Here is a 17,263-nt window from a genome sequence, read left to right on the forward strand (position 1 = left end):
GGCAGTCGCCTGCCCCTTGCGCCAGATCATGCCGACAAGCGTTTGTGTTGTGCGCCGATGCAACGGGATCAGAAGAGGACCTCGACCCGGGCGGCAACCGCCTTGGCTTGCTCCACCGCTTCCCGGCAGTCCTGGCCGCGGGCCAGCGCCACCCCGAGGCGACGGCGACCAGCGATCTCCGGCTTGCCAAAGAGGCGCAGCTGGGCACCCGGCACCAGGGCTAGCGCCTCGCCGATCCCCTGATAGCGGATGTCCTGGCTGTGGCCATCCCGCAGTACCACGGCGGAGGCGCTCGGCCCGAACGCGGTGATGGTGCCGATGGGCAGCCCCAGGATGGCGCGCACGTGCAGGGCGAACTCGGAGAGGTCCTGAGAGATCAGGGTCACCATGCCGGTGTCGTGAGGGCGGGGGGAGACTTCGCTGAACCACACCTCGTCTCCTCGCACGAAGAGCTCAACCCCGAACAGGCCGTGACCACCGAGAGCCTCGACCACCTTGGCCGCCACCTCCTTGGCGCGAGCCAGGGCCAGCTCGCTCATGGCCTGGGGCTGCCAGGATTCGCGGTAGTCGCCATCCTCCTGACGATGGCCGATGGGATCGCAGAAGTGGATGCCGTCCACGGCACGCACCGTGAGCAGGGTGATCTCGTACTCGAAGGGCACGAAGCCTTCGACGATCACCTTACCGCGACCGGCGCGACCCCCCTCCTGGGCATAGGTCCAGCTCTCGTCCAGTTTGGCGAGATCGCGCAGCAGGCTCTGGCCCTTGCCAGACGAGCTCATCACCGGCTTCACCACACAGGGCAGGCCGATGGCCTCGACGGCGGCGACAAACTCCTCCTTGCTCTGGGCGAAGCGGTAGGTGGAGGTGGGCAGCCCCAGGGTTTCGGCGGCGAGGCGGCGGATCCCCTCCCGGTTCATGGTGAGCTGGGTGGCGCGGGCGTTCGGCACTACCCTGACCCCTTCCTGCTCCAGGGCAGCCAGGGTATCGGTGGCAATGGCTTCAATCTCGGGGATGATGAGGTCGGGTTGGATCTCGGCCACCAGGGCGCGCAGGGCGGCGCCGTCCAGCATGTCCAGCACGCGGGCCTGGTGCGCCACCTGCATGGCGGGGGCGCCTGCGTAGCGGTCGGCGGCGATCACCTCGATGCCGAGCCGTTGCAGTTCGATGGCGACTTCCTTGCCGAGTTCGCCGGAGCCCAGCAGCAGGGCGCGGGTGGCGCCGGGGCGGGTAGCGGTTCCAAACATGTTATCTCTCCTGAGGTCGAGGATCAGCGGGGCTGATCCGGGTGAGCAAAAAAAGAGGCACGCATGGCGTACCTCAGGAAACGGGTTTGGTGGTGCGCTGCTCCAGATGGGTCAGCAGCGTGATGGCACCGATGATGATGGCGGCTCCCAGCCACAATCGGCCGGGAGGCGCCCAGCCGAACACCAGCCAGCCGGCCAGCACGTTCATGGGCAGCTTGGCAAAGTCGAAGGGCTGCACGAAGGAGGCCTCCGCCACGCTGTAAGCGCGGGCGATGGACATCTGGGCCAGGGCCGACAGCACGCCGGAAGCGGCCACCAGCAGCCACTGCGCCTGGGTCGGCCACTGCCACTCCGGCAGCGCCAGCATGGCGTTGAACGGGGTGCTGAAGATGAGCAGGTAGACGACGATGGTATGGGACGATTCGCTCGCCGCCTGATAGCGCACCAGCAGGGAGTAGCCGGCCCAGAACAGGGCCGCCGCCACCGGCAACAAGGAGGCCCAGCTGAAGTCGTCGGTCCAGGGCGCCAGGATCAGCATGGCGCCGACAAACCCCGCCAGGGTCGCGAGAATGCGGGCCCGGCTCACCTGCTCTTTGAGAAAGAGGGCCGACCCCAGGGTGGCGAACAGCGGCGAGGTCATCAAGAGCGCGATCCCCTGCCAGATGGGGACGGGCACCGCCAGTGCCCAGAGCCAGAACTGGATACCGACCACGGCCAGGGCGACCCGCAGCAGGTGCAGGCGCAGCTGGTTCGTCATCAGGGATTGACGCAAGCCGTGGCGAACGAGCCAGGGCAGCAGGCAGATCAGGGCAATCAGATACTGGTGGAAGGCGACCTGGGTCGAGGGGAGGCCGAGCCTGAAGCTGACATACTGGCTCAGGCTGTTGACGGCGGCAAAGCAGAGGCCTGCCACCATCATCCAGACGGCGCTGGTAAAGGGGGAGTGCCTGCGGGAGGAGGTCATGGGATCCGTGTCACTTAAAAAAAGTGCGGCGGATCATAACGGCAATCGTTTGCCCTGCCAAGGGCAGAGCGCTCGGTGAGTACTGCACTTAGTCCTGGAGTGCCTTAGCATCAAAAATTTTGAACAACTTGAGCATCTATTTTCGCTATCAGGCTTGAATCTCAATCTTTATAGTGACCTCCATCGACAGCCTGGCTGTTCAATTGACAATCAAATGGAGTATCACCATGGCCAATATCCTCGTACTCAAGTCCAGCATCCTGGGCCAGTATTCCCAATCCAACGCCCTGATCGACGGCTATCTGGCCGATCGCCAGGGTGACACCATCAAGGTGCGCGATCTGGCGACCCTGAACCTGCCGGTACTGGACGGCGAGCTGGCCATGGGCCTGCGCGGCGGCGAGAACCTCAGCGAGCGTCAGCTGGCCGTGCTGGCCCAGTCCGACGAACTGGTTGCCGAGCTCAAGGCGAGCGATCTGGTGATCATCGCGGCCCCCATGTACAACTTCAACATCCCGACCCAGCTGAAGAACTGGATTGACCTGGTGGCCCGTGCCGGCGTGACCTTCCGTTACACCGAGACCGGCCCGGTGGGCCTGGTGGAGAACACCCGCGCCCTGGTGGTCAGCCCCCGCGGCGGTATGCACGTAGGCAACGCCACCGATCTGGTGACCCCCTACATGCGCACCGTGCTGGGCTTCATCGGCATCAACGAGGTGGACTTCATCTACGCCGAAGGCATGGGCATGGGTCCGGAGGCGCAAGCCAAGGGGATCGAGCAGGCCAAGGAGCAGCTGGAAACCCTGGCCTACTGATGCCTTAGACGGGGGAAACCCCGGACAGCCTGAAAAAACAACGCAGCCCATGGGCTGCGTTGTTTTTTGTCTGGATACTGAACAGGCTGATCGCCAGAGGGCGAATCGTCAGTCCTGCAGGAAATGGCGGCAACCGCTGCCGATCACCAGGCAGACCGCCACCAGGGAGCCCAGGAGCAGGGTCGTCAACCACTGTTCGGCGCTGTCTGGCAATTGGGGGGAGAAGAGGCTGATCATCAGCAGGATGCTGAGGGTGATCAGGCTGGTCGAACGGGTCAGGCGCATCATGGGTCATCCTTGGCTGCTGGCGTGAACGGAAGGCTAACCGCGGTCTGTGACAGCAAGATGTATCCATACGCCTTGCCGTGGGTTCGTTGACCGGGTAGCCATCACCATAGCATTTTTTGCCGCCGTGACCAGCCTCATGGGTCGGGTTGTGATCCGGATCCCTATCTGAACTGCCTCTGATCAGGCTGGTAGTGGAAATCCCCGCTGGCAAGGCGGGCGATCAGGGCCTCCTTGTCGAGATCCTGGGCCCGGCAGAGATCGTCCAGATCCGCGTAGTGATCGCGCAGCTTCATATTGACCAGACTCAGCAGCATGTTGACGTCCATGGTGGCAAAGTTGTTCAGGTTCATGGCTGTTGCTCGCTATCCAGCAGGTGGAGTTGTTCGATGGCGTCGCTGACGCTTTGCAGGTGCACGCGGATGTTCTGGCGCGCCTCGGCCGGCAGGTAGTCGGTGAGGGTGTGTTGCCAGCTGCCCGCTTCGGTCTTGAGCTGCTGGAACAGGGTGAGCCCGGCCGGTGTGAAGGAGACCAGGCTGATGCGTTTGTCCTGCACGCTGTTCTCGGTGAACAGGATGCCTTTCTCCACCAGACGATGGATCTCGCGGGAGATCCGCACCTTGTCCATGCCGCTCGCCTCCACCAGCTCTTTCTGGCTGATGGGGTAGTGGGGGCCCAGCACCATCATCAGGCGCCATTGCGGCACGGTGAGTTGGTACCGCTGCTGATAAAACTGTTCAAAGGTATCGCGCACCATCTCAGCGGCGTGGACCAGCTGGTAAGGAGGGTAGTGCGCGAGCAGCTCTATGATTTTCGACATATGACATCCTGCTGTGGCGGCTGCATCGGGTGCAGTTTCTCTTGATACTTTGAACTTGATGATACGTAAGACAGGCACATTTGTCCGACCAGGCACCAGAAAAATGTGCGGTTGCGCACGTGTTGCATCATGGAAAAGAAAAATCGGGGTCTCAACTGGCCTGCTTGCCGACGGCGTGACGCAACCAGATCAGGGCATGATGGGTCAACCAGGCTTCGCGACTCTGCAAGGCATAGAGTGCGGCTTCGTCGCGGCTGCCCCCCTGCCAGTGGCGAGGCTCCTGCTTGGGCAATTTGCGCTGGCCCAGCAGGGCGGCGGGCACATGGGGGTTGGCGGCAAGGGCGACGGCCAGATGGGGGCGTGCGGCCTCTTCTCCCTCGCAGACGAAACTCATCAGCGCCCGGTTGTAGAGCAGCCAGCAGGAGGCTTCATCGAAGCGAATCAGGAGCTGTTGCAGGGCGTCCCACTCCCCCTGCCAGGCATAGAGGCTGGAGAGGGCATGGCGGCAACCCGGCTCGTCCGCGAGGCAGAGCGCGAGCAGGGCAAGGTACTCCTCCCTGGCCTGTGTCAGCTGTCCCAGGCGCAGCAGGCAGTCGGCCCGCCCCGCCCTGGCCGCGATCAGGGGCCGGGCCTCGGGGGCCTGCCAGCCATGGCCTGCGTACTGCCGCCAGAACGCCTCGTCGAACAGGGGGGTGGCATCGGCCACGATGCGCTCAAACCAGGGGAGACGGGCGAGGGGATCGCGGCAACTGGCTGCCTGCTCGAACCATTGCTGCCACTGGCGGGTCTGGTCGTTCTCGGGAAGCGCCGCCTCCTCGGGTTGGGCCTCGTAGTGATCCTGGCTCAGCAAGAGGTTCAGGGCCGTCTTCATCTGCTGGCGCTGGCGCTTGCAAAAATCGAGGAAGGGCAGCTCGCTGGCTGCGGCCTGGTGCAGCATCTGGGCCATGGGTCTGTCGCGAAACAGGCAGAGCTCCGCCACCAGGCTGAAGCGATGGCGGGTCGCCGGGTCGTTGAGATCCGTCGGGGTGGGCCAGCAGGCGACCCCTTGGCTGAAACCGTAGCTCCACTGGCCGAGGGGATGGCTCTGCTCGAACACCTGCTCCGGGGTCTCGCTGGAGAGGCGGCACTGGCTCGGCAGCACGAGCTGGGCGTCGTCAGCCTGGGCTTCCAGCTCGGCGATCAGGTGGTGCAGCGCCTCGGCACTCTTCTCGTCCAGCTCGGCGTCATGGGGCAGCAGGCCGGCCAATGGGGCCTGCCAGTCCGGGGCCGTTGGCCCCGTCAGGCGGGCACAGAGAAAGCCGTGCAGGGCCGGGTAACTCATGTCCTGCCCGCTGTGGGTCTGGATCCACTGATTGAGATGACGGGTACGAGTGGCTGGGTTCATCGACGCTTCCTCCGGATTTGACGGCCGCGAAGTCTACCTAAAAGTGGGGGTATTTGCAGCAAAGATGCGATTGAATGATGCTAATATCGCCAATCTGGTCGCCGGAGCGCGCGAAAATAGTCCGCGCGGCGGGGCGCGGGGCTAGGTCCCGCCACCGCTCTGGGGTAACATGCGCGCCAGCATGAGAAACAAGCCCGTCCTCTCCCATGGGATGGCGGCGAGGCACCTCTATTGACGGGCCGTGAGTGCCGGCCCACCCGGATATTGAAAGAAGAGATCACCATGTTACAGATTGGCAAGATGAACACCCTCACCGTCGTTGAGATCGAGGATCGCGGCGCCTGGCTGGCGGCTGGCGAAGAATACGGCGAGCTGCTGCTGCCCAAGCGCCAGCTGCCGGAAGGCGTCGTCGAAGGGGGCGAGGTGACCGTCTTCCTCTATCTGGACGCCGATTGCGAGCCGGTGATCACCACCGACAAGCCCTTCGCCATGGTGGGTGACATCGTCGGCCTCAAGGTGGTCAACGCCAACAAGATCGGGGCCTTCCTCGACTGGGGCATGAAAAAGGATCTGTTCGTGCCAAGCCGCGAGCAGAACAAGCCGATGCAGGTGGGGCACACCTATCTGGTGCACCTGATGCTGGACAACGAGGGGCGTATGGTGGGCACCAGCCGCCTCGAGCGCTTCCTGCGCATCGACCCCCCCTTCAAGGCCGGGGACGAGGTGACGGCGTTGCCGGGCGAGCACACCCCTCTTGGCATCAAGGCCGTGGTCAACGGCCAGTACGCAGGCATGCTGTTCAGGAACGAGGTGTTTGGCCGCGTGATGACGGGGCGGCCGCTGACCGCCTGGGTCAAACAGGTGCGTGAAGACGGCAAGCTGGATCTGGCCCTGCAAAAGCCGGGACTGGCCCGGATGGACGATGCGGGCGAGCGTATCCTGGTGCGCCTGCAAAAGCAGGGTGGGAGCCTGGCGGTGGGGGACAAGAGCGATCCCGAGCTCATCTACAAGATGTTCAACATGAGCAAGGGCACCTTCAAGAAGGCGATCGGCGGGCTCTACAAGCAGGGCAAGATCGTCATCGAGGAGCACAGCATCCGTCTCGTGGTAGAGCACACCGGGGAAGGCGAATAAGGTGCCGAGTCCCTGCATCGGCGATTGTCGGGCCAAGGACGGGCTCTGCCTCGGCTGCGGCCGCACCCTGACCGAGATCGGTCAGTGGTCTGCCATGGACAGCGAAGCCCAGCTCGCCCGCATGGCCGAGCTCAATGGCTCGAAGAGCACCCATGCCTGCCCGGGGTGTGGCGAGCCGGCGTTCTGCGCCGTGTCGGCGGGGGAACCCATCGAGCGCTGCTGGTGCAGCCAGCTGCCTGCCCTGCCCATGAGCGAGGCGAGCGCCTGCTGGTGCCGGCGTTGTCTGGCCAAGGCCATCGCCGCCCGTCCCTGACGGGGCTGGAACGACGGACACGAAAAAGGCGCCTGGGGCGCCTTTTTTATGCCTGTTGCTGACGGTGCCAGCGCACGTGCACCTCGTGCTCGCTCTGATCCCGGGGCAACAGGAAGGTGGCGTAGATCACCTCGAACTCCTCCTGATGATCCAGCAGGCCGACCCAGACCTCGGCCCAACGTGCCATGTCGACCGGCACTCCGAGTTCGGTCGACCAGTCGGCATTGGGCAGGGTGGCCTCGACGGCACCACGTTGCTCGAACTCGAGGGTGATGTCGACGATTTGTTCGGGGGCCAGCATGTCGGCTGCCTGCTCCAGAAACTGATCATAGGCCCACTCGACCAGCTGATCCGGGCTACGTTGTTCCATGAAATCACTCCAGATACGTCCAGGTTCGCCACTTTAACAAGTATTGGGAGTGGCAGCCAGCCCGGGCCCGGCACGGCGCACTGTCAAATGACGGGCTCAGGGGGTAAGGTTAACAGAGCCGCCAGCATGGGCGGCATGGCGAGGCGTGCGGGCAGTATGAAACGACGACAGCACAGGCGACGGATCACGCGGCGGCGGGAGACCTGGTGGTGGCACTATCTGCCGCTGCATCGGCAGACCGTTGGCGGGCATCTGGGCCCGCTGCCCGAGTCCGCCGACGTGCCTAGCCTGCCTCGTGGACCCGGGTCAGGGTGATCTGGCCAAGCTGGCTCATCTGGCGGCGGATCCAGGCCGAGCGCTGCTGCACATAGGGCGAGGGGGGCTTGACCCGGTAGCGCCAGGGGTTGGGCAGGGCAGCCGCCAGCAGGGACGCCTCATAGCGGGTCAGACGGGCCGCCGGCTTGCCGAAGTAGTGCCGGGCGGCGGCCTCGGCCCCATAGATGCCGGGCCCGAACTCCACGATGTTCAGATACACCTCGAGGATGCGGGACTTGTCCCAGCCCAGCTCCATCAGCAGGGTGAACCAGGCCTCGATCCCCTTGCGCAGGAAACTGCGATCGCTCCACATGAAGAGGTTCTTGGCCGTCTGCTGGCTGAGGGTGCTGGCACCGCGCACCCGCCGGCTCTGCTGGTTGTGCCTGAGCGCGGAGCTGATGGCGTCCATGTCGAAGCCGTGGTGCTCGGCAAAGCGCTGATCCTCGGCGGCGATGACCGCCAGCTGCAGCTCGCGGGAGATCTGCTCGAGCGGCACCCAGTCGTGCTTCACCTCCGCCACCTTGGCGGGGGGAAACAGCGCCCGCTCCAGGCGCCAGGTCCACATGGGCGGATCGATGAAGCGCAGCGCCACCACGGAGAAAATGGTGCTGAGGAAGGCGGCCAGCAGCAGCTTGCCGAGCCAGCTCAGCAGACGACGCACCCGGGACGGCGGCACCTCGTCAGACTCCGGCTCCCAGTCATAGTGGCGCGGATCATCGGGATCCGGAATTATTGGGGCAGCCATTCGATGTGGCAGAACTTCTCGTCGACACGGCGGGAGAGCAGCATGCGGGCGAACAGGTGCTCGTACTCTTCCTGCTCGTTGCCAAGGCCGACCCAGACCTCGATATACTCGGCATCGCTGACGTCAAAGCCGACGTCTGCCGCCCAGTCATCGGCGGGATCGGTTTCCGCCAGCAGGCCGCGGTCGTTGAACTCCTGATTGAAGCGGGCAATCTCCTGCTCCGGCAGGTTGTCGGAGGCCAGCTCCATGAAGAGTTCGAGGGCGGTGTCGAGCAGTTCCTCGACACTGTGCATTTCGTCGTTCAAAGACATAAGACCTGTGTTCCAGATAAAGGGGAGGGGCGCCGTCGGCAGACCCCGTGGTGCGCGGTATTCTAGCTGGCCGTGCCGCCCTTGGCGAGATGCCCAGGCACCAATAAAAAACCGGACCCTGGGACAGGATCCGGTCTTCATTGGGGGAAGGGGTCACGCATGGGGCGTCAGCTCATCCCTTCTTGTCGTCGGCGAAGGTGATGTTGAGCTCCAGTACCGACAGCTCGTCACTCTTCTTGTCGAGCTGGACCGTGATCTTGTCAGGGTCTATCTCCACATACTTGCGGATCACGTCGAGGATATCCTGCTTGAGCTGGGGCAGGTAATCCGGCCCCCCTCTGGATGAACGCTCGTGGGCGACGATGATCTGCAACCGCTCTTTGGCCAGTTGTGCGGTGCTCTGTTTCTTGTTGGAACGGAAATAATCCAATAATGACATGCTTAACTCCCGAACAGTCGGCTAAAGAAGCCCTTCTTCTCTTCTTCCAGAAAACGAAAATCCTTGGTGTCGCCCAGCAGACGCGCGACGGCGTCCTCGTAGGCCTGACCGGCATCGGACTCCTTGTCCAGGATGACCGGTTCCCCCGAGTTGGAGGCGCGCAGCACCGCCTGGGACTCCGGGATGACCCCGAGCAGCTTGATGGCCAGGATCTCCTGCACGTCCTGCACGCTCAGCATGTCGCCGCGGTTGACGCGGGTCGGGCAGTAGCGGGTCAGCAGCAGGTGCTCCTTGATGGGGTCTTCGCCGCGCTCGGCACGGCGTGACTTGGAGGCCAGGATACCGAGGATGCGGTCGGAGTCGCGCACGGAAGAGACTTCCGGGTTGGTGGTGACGATGGCCTCGTCGGCAAAGTAGAGCGCCATCAGGGCGCCAGACTCGATGCCGGCGGGGGAGTCGCAGACGATGTAGTCAAACTGCATCTCCGCCAGCTGATCCAGGATCTTCTCGACCCCTTCGCGAGTCAGGGCATCCTTGTCCCGGGTCTGGGAGGCGGGCAGGATGAACAGATTCTCGCAGCGCTTGTCCTTGATGAGGGCCTGGTTGAGGTTTGCTTCCCCGTTGATGACGTTGACGAAGTCATACACCACGCGGCGCTCGCAGCCCATGATGAGATCCAGATTTCTCAGGCCAATGTCAAAATCGATGACCACTGTCTTGTGGCCACGCTGGGCTAAACCGGTACTCAGGGCCGCGCTGGTTGTGGTCTTGCCAACGCCACCTTTGCCCGATGTAACGACTATGATTCGCGCCATTCTCGCTTCCTTGTAACTCTATTTGATTCGGTCTATACGAAGTTGTTCGTTGTCCAGCCGGATATGGACTGGCTCTTGGATAAGGCCTGCCGGCAATGCATCGCTGAGCTGGAAGGTGCCCGCGATGGAGAGCAGCTCGGCCTGCAATTGCTGGCAATAAATGCGGGCCCTGGGATTGCCCTTGGCCCCTGCGATGGCCCGGCCACGCAGGGCACCATACACATGGATGCTGTCGTCGGCGATGACCTCGGCGCCCGGGCTCACCGAGCCCAGTACCACCAGGGAGGTACCGGCGGCATAGATCTGCTGGCCGGAGCGCACCGGGCCGACGTGGACCTTGCTGGCTTCCAGGGGGGCTGGAACGGGGGCGACGGGGGCCGCCACCACGGGTTCGGGGGCCGGTGCGGGCGCCACGGGTTCGGGATCTGCCTTGCGGCTCCTGCCCGATACCATGACGGCGAGCCCGGCCGCCTTGGCCGCCGTCTTCATTGCCTCGTCCCGTGTCCCCGTGATGCCGACCAGCACGAAGTCTTCCGACTCGACCAGCTCCCTGAGCTGCTGGAAATCGGGGATCTCGGTGAGGCGTTCCACATTGAGGACGAGGGGGGCACAATTAAAAAACTGGGGGGCCTGCGCGACCTTGGCCTCCAGCAGTTGTCTGATCCGGGCCAGATTGCCATCGCTGAGATGCAACACAGAAATAGTGAAGGTAGTCCCTTTCAATTCGTTATCGCGTTCAACCATGAATCTTCCCCGAACCGAGACGGCAATACGTTATTGTTATTCAATTCCCGATGTTATAGTTTGCCACCACCAGAGGCAATAAACCCGTCGGATTATATCAAGTTCCATGTTGTGTGCAGTCTATAAAAGTCGCAAAAAAGCCGAGACCTATCTCTTTATTGAAAGAAGAGAGGATTTTTCCCGCGTCCCCGAGGTGCTGATGAGTACCTTTGGGCGCCCCGAGCTGGTGCTGATGACCAAGCTGGATCCGGCCAAGCCCCTGGGGCTGGCCTCGACCGAGCGGGTGATGGCCGCCCTGAAGAGCCAGGGCTTCTATCTGCAGGTACCGCCTCCGCCGGAAAACCTGCTGGAGCAGCACAAGGCGCAGTTGAAGGGCGCCTGCTGATGCCGGGCCGGTCGGCACTGCTGTTGTTGGGGGCCCTGCTGGGGTCCCCCGTGCTGGCCGGCGTCGATTTCGACCACTATGTGGCGAGCCTCAGAGAAGAGGCTTTGGCGGCAGGCATCCCGCCTGCGACGGTGACTGCCGCCTTTGCCGATGTCCGGCTGGTGGAAGCGGCGATCAAGCACGACAAAAATCAGCCGGAATTCAAATTGACGCTGGACACATATATTCCACGCGCCGTCCCGGAATGGAAAGTCAAGCAGGCCAAAACCTTATATCGCCAGCATTTGCCGTTGCTCACAAAAATAGGGCGGGAATATGGGGTGCAGCCCCGTTTTATTGTCGCCTTGTGGGGAATAGAAACCAATTTCGGCAAAATCACCGGTCATTATCCCCTGATCTCTTCCCTGGCCACCCTGGCCTGGGAAGGGCGGCGGGAGGCTTTCTTCAAGGGGCAGTTGTTCGATGCCCTGCACATCCTGGCGCAGGGGCATGTGAGCCCTGCCGCCTTCCAGGGATCCTGGGCGGGGGCCATGGGGCAGGTGCAGTTCATGCCCTCGTCATTTCTCGCATACGCGGTGGATCAGGACGGGGACGGCAGGAAGGATCTCTGGGGCAATCTCGCGGATGTGTTTGGTTCGGCAGCCAATTATCTGCACAAGAATGGCTGGCGCGAGGATCAGACCTGGGGGCGGCGGGTGAGGGTACCAGACTCCCTTGACCCGGCGCTGATCGGGCTGGCAGTGCGCAAGTCGCTGCACGACTGGCAGGCCCTCGGGGTACGCCAGCAGGATGGCTCCCAGCTTCCTAAGGCCGACATGCAGGCCTCCCTTATCCGGCCGGACGATATTCACGGGCGCAGCTACCTCGCCTATGACAATTACCGGGTGCTGCGCCACTGGAATCGCTCCCCCTATTTCGTGGTGGCCGTCGGCACCCTGGCCGATCGCATCGTGGAATAGCCGTCTCTCGTAACCTCATCTGATGCATGCCTCCCGGCCACCCGCTCGGGCCGCTGCTCCTGTGTGTTTCTCCTTGTCCCTTTATTTCATGCGGCCTGAATCTGGGCTTTCCCGACAAGCCCGTGAAATAAAGACCAAAAAAAAAGCGGGAACATATCCCGCTTTTTTCATGTCAGTGCGATCCGGAGTTAGTCGCAGGCAACCTGCATCACCTTGATGGCCAGGCCACCACGGGAGGTCTCGCGGTACTTGGAGTCCATGTCCTTGCCGGTGATGTACATGGTCTCAATCACCTTGTCCAGGGAGACGCGCGGCTTGGAGGTACGGCGCAGGGCCATGCGGGAGGCGTTGACCGCCTTCATGGCGGCGATGGCGTTGCGCTCGATGCAGGGCACCTGAACCTGGCCGGCAACCGGGTCGCAGGTCAGACCCAGGTTGTGCTCCATGCCGATCTCGGCGGCTTCGCAGACGTGCTCCGGGCTGCCGCCCATCAGCTCGGTCAGGCCGGCGGCGGCCATGGAGCAGGAGACACCCACCTCACCCTGGCAACCCACTTCGGCGCCGGAGATGGAGGCGTTCATCTTGTAGAGCATGCCGACGGCGGCAGCGGCCAGGTAGAAGCGGGTGTATTCGTCGCGGCCCACCGGCTGGATGAACTTGTCGTAGTAAGCCAGCACGGCCGGGATGATACCGGCGGCACCGTTGGTCGGGGCGGTGACGACGCGGCCACCGGCGGCGTTCTCTTCACTGACCGCCAGGGCGAACATGTTCACCCAGTCCACGATGTTCATGGGATCGTTGGAGAGGTTCTCGTTGGTGGTCAGCTGGCGATAGAGGGGCGCGGCGCGGCGCGGCACGCGCAGCGGGCCGGAGAGCACGCCCTCGGTACGGCAGCCGCGCTCGATCCCTTCACGCATGGTGGTCCAGATCTTGCCGAGCTTCTTGTAGATCTCTTCCGGGGTGTTGAAGCACTTCTCGTTCTCCATCATCAGGGCGGAGATGGAGAGGCCGCTCTGGCCGCAGTGGGCGAGCAGCTCGGCCGCGCTCTTGAACGGGAAGCTGACGGCCATGTCGCCGCTGTCGCTCTTGCCGAAGTTCTCTTCGTCAACGATGAAGCCACCGCCGATGGAGTAGTAGGTCTTGCTATAGATGGCGTCGTCTTCGATGAAGGCGGTCAGCTTCATGCCATTCTCGTGCAGGGGCAGGGCCTCGTCATGGAAGACCATGGCGCCTTTCGGGAAGCTGACGGTATGGCAGTGCAGGCCGATGGGCAGGCGACCGGTCTGCTCGACACGGGAGATGAATTCGGGGATGGCGTCGATATCGACATTTTCCGGCAGGTTGCCCGCCAGACCCATGATGATGGCGGTGTCGGTGTGGTGACCCTTGCCGGTCCAGGAGAGGGAGCCGTAGACATCGACCTGGATCCGGGTGATGTCACGGATCTTGCCGCCAGCACGCAGTTCATCCACGAACTGTTTGGCTGCCTTCATGGGGCCGACAGTGTGGGAAGAGGAGGGGCCAACACCGATTTTGAAGATATCAAAAACGCTGATCATGTAACAATTACCTCAGGGTAGAAGGGGGCGCCATGCCCGCTTGCAGAAAGGGGATCCATGGGACTGTCTGTCATCACAAAGGCCAAGGAACCGAATAACCACAGTGTAACGGCTCAATACCTAAAAAAAGTTGAAACAGATCTATTTTTGTTGAATTCGTGGCGCGAGTATAAAATTTATTTTGATGGTTATCCATTTTGTTAAGCGCTGGGCAAACGTTTTGCCAAAAAATACCCGGCGAGGCCGGGTATGAGAGCGCCATATGTGGCTCGTTTACGTCACATTAACATTCGGTGATGTTGACGGCGAGGCCGCCACGGGCCGTCTCCTTGTACTTGGTCTTCATGTCGTTACCGGTCTCCCACATGGTCCTGATCACCTTGTCCAGCGACACCTTGTGCTCGCCGGTGCCCCGCAGGGCGAGGCGGGCGGCATTGATCGCCTTGACCGCCCCCATGGCGTTGCGCTCGATGCAGGGCACCTGCACCAGGCCGCCGATGGGATCGCAGGTCAGCCCCAGGTTGTGCTCCATGCCAATTTCCGCGGCATTCTCGACGATGGCGGGGCTGGCCCCCAGCAGCTCGGCCAGGGCGCCGGCGGCCATGGAGCAGGCGACCCCCACCTCGCCCTGACAACCCACCTCGGCCCCTGATAGGGAGGCGTTCTTCTTGTAGAGAATGCCGATGGCGGCGGCGGTGAGGAAGTACTGCATCAGCAGCTCGTCATCCACCTTGCGCACGAAGCGATCGTAATAGTGCAGCACCGCGGGGATGATGCCGGCGGCGCCGTTGGTGGGGGCCGTCACGACCCGGCCACCGGCGGCGTTCTCCTCGTTGACGGCCAGGGCAAACAGGTCGACCCACTCCATCACCATCAGGGGATCCTTGTTGAAGCTGGTTTCGCCGCAGAGCTGGCGGTAGAGGGCGGGGGCGCGCCGCTTCACCTTGAGACCGCCGGGCAGCACCCCCTCGCTCTTGCAGCCGCGCTCGACACAGCCCTGCATCGCCTGCCAGATCTTGCGCAGGCCCGCCTTGATCTCCGCCTCGCTGCGAAACACCTTCTCGTTGGCGAGCATCAGCCCCGAGATGGAGAGGCCGCTCTCCTGACACTGTTCAAGCAGTTCGGCGCCGCTCTCGAACGGGTAGGGGATGGGGTGGGCGGTATCGAAGCGTGCGGCCTCTTCCCGGGCGTTGGCGAAGTGGCTCTCCTCGATGATGAAACCGCCCCCGATGGAGTAGTAGGTCTGCTCGAAGATCAGGGTGTCACCCTCGAAGGCACGCAGGGTCATGCCGTTGGAGTGAGCGGGCAGGGTCTTGCGCCGGTTGAAGAGGATGGCGCCGATGCGGGGGAAGGCGCTGGGCTGTTCGCCCCCGAGGTGCAGGTTCTGGCTCTTTTCCACCTGTTCGAGGAAGGCGGGGATGGCCTCGATGTCCACGGATTCGGGTTCAAACCCGGCCAGCCCCAGGATGATGGCCTTGCCGGTACCGTGTCCCTTGCCGGTCTGGCCCAGGGATCCGTAGCACTCGACCACGACGCGGTCGGTGCGGGTCAGGAGTGCGTGCTGCTTGAGGGTGTGGACGAAGGCGCAGGCAGCCCGCATCGGTCCCACCGTATGGGAGGAGGAGGGACCTATCCCGATGGAAAACAGGTCGAAGACACTGATCATGACGTACTCCAGTTATGGATTTCGTCTAAACATTGTAAATTTTTTGTAGTCGATGAAAAGAGGATAAGTAGTGGCGTGTGATGATGGTGGGGAAATGGGGGCAAGGGGCGGGAGAGAAACGCCATGGGAGCCGGTCAGGGATCCCATGGCGGGGGGCTATCAGTCGAGGAACTCGCACAGATAGGCGGTGGCCACCTTCACTTCCAGCTTGAAGGAGGAGTGACCGGCCACGTCGAAGGATTCGCCCTGGTGGTAGGTATGCCACTCGTCTTCATCGGCCAGCTGGATGGTGAGGGCACCCTTGATCACCGTCATGCGCTCCGGAGCGGCGGTGTTGAACAGGTATTCGCCCGCTTCCATCACGCCGACCGTGGCTTTGTCGCCTTTTTGCTCGAAACCGATGGATTTAACATTTCCGTCAAAATACTCGTTAACTTTCAGCATCTTTTCTTCCCTGTATGCACGTTTGCAGAGCCAACGTAGCACAGAGTTTCGGATCTTGTCATGGTGAAAGGAGGAAAAATGGCCGTGTCTCCTTTGAATCTTTACTTTCTCATAAAGTTATCAATGCAATTCCGTAACGGATTCTGATGTAAAACGGGAAGCAAATATGAGATAAAGCGCACCGCCAGAGCAATGGAGAGGATTTGACGCTCTGGGTGGTCATTTACGCTGCAAAAGTGTGAGTAATTGCTAAATAAAGGAACATTCTGTGTTAACGAAAGGATTAATCAAAAACATCGGCTTCCAGGTTGTGGTTGCCATGGTGCTGGGTGCGCTGGCCGGTGCGCTCATGGGTGAGCAGGCCACGGTGTTTGCGCCGTTCGGCACCCTGTTTATCCAGTTGATCAAGATGCTGGTGATCCCGCTGGTGGCGGTTGCCATCCTGTCCGGTGCCGCCAACCTGGGGGCCAGCCCGGCTGCAGGCAAGATAGGCGTCACCACGCTCGCCTTCTTCCTCATTACCTCCGCCCTGGCGGTGTTCCTGGCCCTGGTGATGGGACAGATCTTCAAGCCCGGCGTCGGCGTCGACTTCGGCGCTACCGCCGCCATGTTCTCCGGTGACTACGCCGACAAGGGCGAACTGCCCGATGCGGTGGCCACCCTGCTAGGCATGATCCCGACCAACGTGTTCAGCGCCCTGAACGAGGCGAACATCCTGCAGATCCTGGTATTCTGCATGTTCCTCGGGATCGCCCTGGCCAAGCAGCCCCGCGAGCGCGCCAAGCCGCTGGTGGATGGGCTCAATACCCTGGTGGATGCCTTCGTCTGGATGATCAACAAGGTGATGCTGATTGCTCCCATCGGGGTCTTCGGTCTGATGGCCGACGCCATCGGTACCTACGGCTTCGACGTGCTGACCCTGGTGCTCAAGCTGTTCGTGGTCTATGTCGCCGCCATCCTCATCTTCGGCTTCGTGGTCTACCCGCTGCTGGTTGCCTTCTTCTCCAACACGCCGGTACGCAAGTACTTCTCCGCGATGAAGAAGCCGCAGATCGTGGCCTTCTCCACCGCCTCTTCCATGGCGACCCTGCCGGTCAACATGGAGACCTGCGAGCATGATCTGAAGGTGACCAACGCCACCGCTTCCTTCGTGCTGCCGCTGGGCGCCACCATCAACATGAGCGGCAATGCCATCTATTACGGTCTGGTCGCCATCTTCTTCGCCCAGGTCTACAACATCGATCTCTCCATGGGTGCCTGGGCGGCGATCATCGTCACCTCCACCCTGGGTGCCATCGGTCAGGCGGGTGTACCGGGTCCGAGCTTCCTGGTGGTCGCCGTGCTGCTGGCTGCCGGTATCCCCATCGAGGGTCTGCCGCTCTTGTTCGCGCTGGATCGTCTGTTCGACATGATCCGTACCGCGCTGAACATCACCGGTGATGCGGCCTGTGCCATCATCGTCGACCGCTACAGCCCGGATTACGATCCGGACCGCTGGAGCAAGGAGGCCTGAGACCGGGTCTTCCGTCACCAATAGAAGAGGGAGGCA

21 protein-coding genes are annotated in these 17,263 nt (G+C 62.3%); 6 read left to right on the top strand and 15 right to left on the bottom strand.

Going from position 1 to position 17,263, the window contains the following annotated elements; genetic code table 11:
* Nucleotides 1–68: 68 nt before the first annotated feature.
* Both purT and I6L45_RS16050 read right to left on the bottom strand, forming a co-directional pair.
* Nucleotides 69–1,247: a formate-dependent phosphoribosylglycinamide formyltransferase gene (purT, locus tag I6L45_RS16045; RefSeq protein WP_216982611.1), complete on the bottom strand. Its 1,179-nt coding sequence runs from the start codon at nucleotides 1,245–1,247 to the stop codon at nucleotides 69–71.
* A gap of 73 nt (nucleotides 1,248–1,320) precedes the next feature.
* The gene (locus tag I6L45_RS16050; RefSeq protein WP_216982612.1) at nucleotides 1,321–2,211 is read right to left on the bottom strand and encodes a DMT family transporter; all 891 of its coding nucleotides are present in this window, start codon (nucleotides 2,209–2,211) and stop codon (nucleotides 1,321–1,323) included.
* Nucleotides 2,212–2,438: 227 nt separating this feature from the next.
* Here I6L45_RS16050 and I6L45_RS16055 point away from each other — a divergent pair, with 227 nt between their 5' ends.
* Nucleotides 2,439–3,026: an FMN-dependent NADH-azoreductase gene (locus I6L45_RS16055; RefSeq protein WP_216982613.1), complete on the top strand. Its 588-nt coding sequence runs from the start codon at nucleotides 2,439–2,441 to the stop codon at nucleotides 3,024–3,026.
* Between the two features lie 108 nt (nucleotides 3,027–3,134).
* Here the strand turns inward: I6L45_RS16055 and I6L45_RS16060 are convergent, their stop codons facing one another.
* From I6L45_RS16060 to I6L45_RS16075, 4 genes are all read right to left on the bottom strand, one after another.
* Nucleotides 3,135–3,314 carry a hypothetical protein gene (locus I6L45_RS16060; protein ID WP_043760749.1) on the bottom strand — a complete coding sequence of 60 codons (180 nt, stop codon included), beginning with the start codon at nucleotides 3,312–3,314 and terminating at the stop codon, nucleotides 3,135–3,137.
* Nucleotides 3,315–3,475: 161 nt separating this feature from the next.
* On the bottom strand, nucleotides 3,476–3,664 hold the full coding sequence (locus I6L45_RS16065) for a DUF4250 domain-containing protein (RefSeq protein WP_134695789.1): 189 nt from the start codon (nucleotides 3,662–3,664) through the stop codon (nucleotides 3,476–3,478).
* A complete protein-coding gene (locus I6L45_RS16070) occupies nucleotides 3,661–4,131 on the bottom strand; it encodes a MarR family winged helix-turn-helix transcriptional regulator (RefSeq protein ID WP_043760742.1) in 471 nt (156 codons plus the stop codon). The genes I6L45_RS16065 and I6L45_RS16070 overlap by 4 nt, the downstream gene beginning before the upstream one ends.
* Nucleotides 4,132–4,282: 151 nt before the next feature.
* Nucleotides 4,283–5,515 (bottom strand): UPF0149 family protein, encoded by a 1,233-nt coding sequence (locus tag I6L45_RS16075; protein ID WP_216982614.1) that lies wholly within the window; start codon nucleotides 5,513–5,515, stop codon nucleotides 4,283–4,285.
* A gap of 264 nt (nucleotides 5,516–5,779) precedes the next feature.
* Here I6L45_RS16075 and I6L45_RS16080 point away from each other — a divergent pair, with 264 nt between their 5' ends.
* Nucleotides 5,780–6,649, top strand: coding sequence for a S1 RNA-binding domain-containing protein (locus I6L45_RS16080; protein WP_216982615.1), 870 nt, complete (start codon nucleotides 5,780–5,782; stop codon nucleotides 6,647–6,649).
* 1 nt (nucleotide 6,650) lies between these two features.
* Nucleotides 6,651–6,962, top strand: a complete 312-nt coding sequence (locus I6L45_RS16085) for a DUF1289 domain-containing protein (RefSeq protein ID WP_216982616.1) — start codon at nucleotides 6,651–6,653, stop codon at nucleotides 6,960–6,962.
* A gap of 46 nt (nucleotides 6,963–7,008) precedes the next feature.
* On the opposite strand, the gene I6L45_RS16090 is transcribed toward I6L45_RS16085, so the two are convergent.
* From I6L45_RS16090 to minC, 6 genes are all read right to left on the bottom strand, one after another.
* Nucleotides 7,009–7,332 carry an HI1450 family dsDNA-mimic protein gene (locus tag I6L45_RS16090; protein ID WP_134695784.1) on the bottom strand — a complete coding sequence of 108 codons (324 nt, stop codon included), beginning with the start codon at nucleotides 7,330–7,332 and terminating at the stop codon, nucleotides 7,009–7,011.
* Nucleotides 7,333–7,615: 283 nt separating this feature from the next.
* Nucleotides 7,616–8,323, bottom strand: coding sequence for a monofunctional biosynthetic peptidoglycan transglycosylase (mtgA, locus tag I6L45_RS16095; protein WP_216984229.1), 708 nt, complete (start codon nucleotides 8,321–8,323; stop codon nucleotides 7,616–7,618).
* A gap of 53 nt (nucleotides 8,324–8,376) precedes the next feature.
* Entirely contained in the window at nucleotides 8,377–8,703 is a 327-nt protein-coding gene (locus tag I6L45_RS16100) for an HI1450 family dsDNA-mimic protein (RefSeq protein ID WP_043760726.1), read from the bottom strand.
* A gap of 172 nt (nucleotides 8,704–8,875) precedes the next feature.
* Nucleotides 8,876–9,142, bottom strand: a complete 267-nt coding sequence (minE, locus tag I6L45_RS16105; RefSeq protein WP_005301252.1) for a cell division topological specificity factor MinE — start codon at nucleotides 9,140–9,142, stop codon at nucleotides 8,876–8,878.
* Between the two features lie 2 nt (nucleotides 9,143–9,144).
* Nucleotides 9,145–9,957: a septum site-determining protein MinD gene (gene minD, locus I6L45_RS16110; RefSeq protein WP_010674647.1), complete on the bottom strand. Its 813-nt coding sequence runs from the start codon at nucleotides 9,955–9,957 to the stop codon at nucleotides 9,145–9,147.
* Nucleotides 9,958–9,975: 18 nt separating this feature from the next.
* The gene (gene minC, locus I6L45_RS16115) at nucleotides 9,976–10,701 is read right to left on the bottom strand and encodes a septum site-determining protein MinC (RefSeq protein WP_216982617.1); all 726 of its coding nucleotides are present in this window, start codon (nucleotides 10,699–10,701) and stop codon (nucleotides 9,976–9,978) included.
* Nucleotides 10,702–10,807: 106 nt separating this feature from the next.
* Here minC and I6L45_RS16120 point away from each other — a divergent pair, with 106 nt between their 5' ends.
* Together I6L45_RS16120 and I6L45_RS16125 are read left to right on the top strand one after the other, a co-directional pair.
* A complete protein-coding gene (locus I6L45_RS16120; protein ID WP_134695782.1) occupies nucleotides 10,808–11,086 on the top strand; it encodes a YcgL domain-containing protein in 279 nt (92 codons plus the stop codon).
* On the top strand, nucleotides 11,086–12,045 hold the full coding sequence (locus I6L45_RS16125) for a lytic transglycosylase domain-containing protein (RefSeq protein WP_216982618.1): 960 nt from the start codon (nucleotides 11,086–11,088) through the stop codon (nucleotides 12,043–12,045). The genes I6L45_RS16120 and I6L45_RS16125 overlap by 1 nt, the downstream gene beginning before the upstream one ends.
* 188 nt (nucleotides 12,046–12,233) lie before the next feature.
* On the opposite strand, the gene I6L45_RS16130 is transcribed toward I6L45_RS16125, so the two are convergent.
* The 3 genes from I6L45_RS16130 to I6L45_RS16140 all read right to left on the bottom strand — a co-directional run bounded on the left by I6L45_RS16130 (nucleotide 12,234) and on the right by I6L45_RS16140 (nucleotide 15,714).
* Nucleotides 12,234–13,604, bottom strand: a complete 1,371-nt coding sequence (locus I6L45_RS16130; RefSeq protein WP_134695780.1) for an L-serine ammonia-lyase — start codon at nucleotides 13,602–13,604, stop codon at nucleotides 12,234–12,236.
* A 283-nt stretch (nucleotides 13,605–13,887) separates the two neighbouring features.
* Nucleotides 13,888–15,270: an L-serine ammonia-lyase gene (locus I6L45_RS16135; RefSeq protein WP_216982619.1), complete on the bottom strand. Its 1,383-nt coding sequence runs from the start codon at nucleotides 15,268–15,270 to the stop codon at nucleotides 13,888–13,890.
* A 159-nt stretch (nucleotides 15,271–15,429) separates the two neighbouring features.
* On the bottom strand, nucleotides 15,430–15,714 hold the full coding sequence (locus I6L45_RS16140; protein WP_167576694.1) for a pyrimidine/purine nucleoside phosphorylase: 285 nt from the start codon (nucleotides 15,712–15,714) through the stop codon (nucleotides 15,430–15,432).
* Nucleotides 15,715–15,982: 268 nt separating this feature from the next.
* On the opposite strand from I6L45_RS16140, the gene I6L45_RS16145 reads away from it, so the two are divergent.
* Nucleotides 15,983–17,227, top strand: a complete 1,245-nt coding sequence (locus I6L45_RS16145; protein WP_210548645.1) for a dicarboxylate/amino acid:cation symporter — start codon at nucleotides 15,983–15,985, stop codon at nucleotides 17,225–17,227.
* The last annotated feature ends 36 nt before the right edge of the window (nucleotides 17,228–17,263 follow it).

It is taken from the genome of Aeromonas sp. FDAARGOS 1415 (genome assembly GCF_019048365.1).
In the GTDB taxonomy this organism is placed as follows: Bacteria; Pseudomonadota; Gammaproteobacteria; order Enterobacterales; family Aeromonadaceae; genus Aeromonas; species Aeromonas taiwanensis.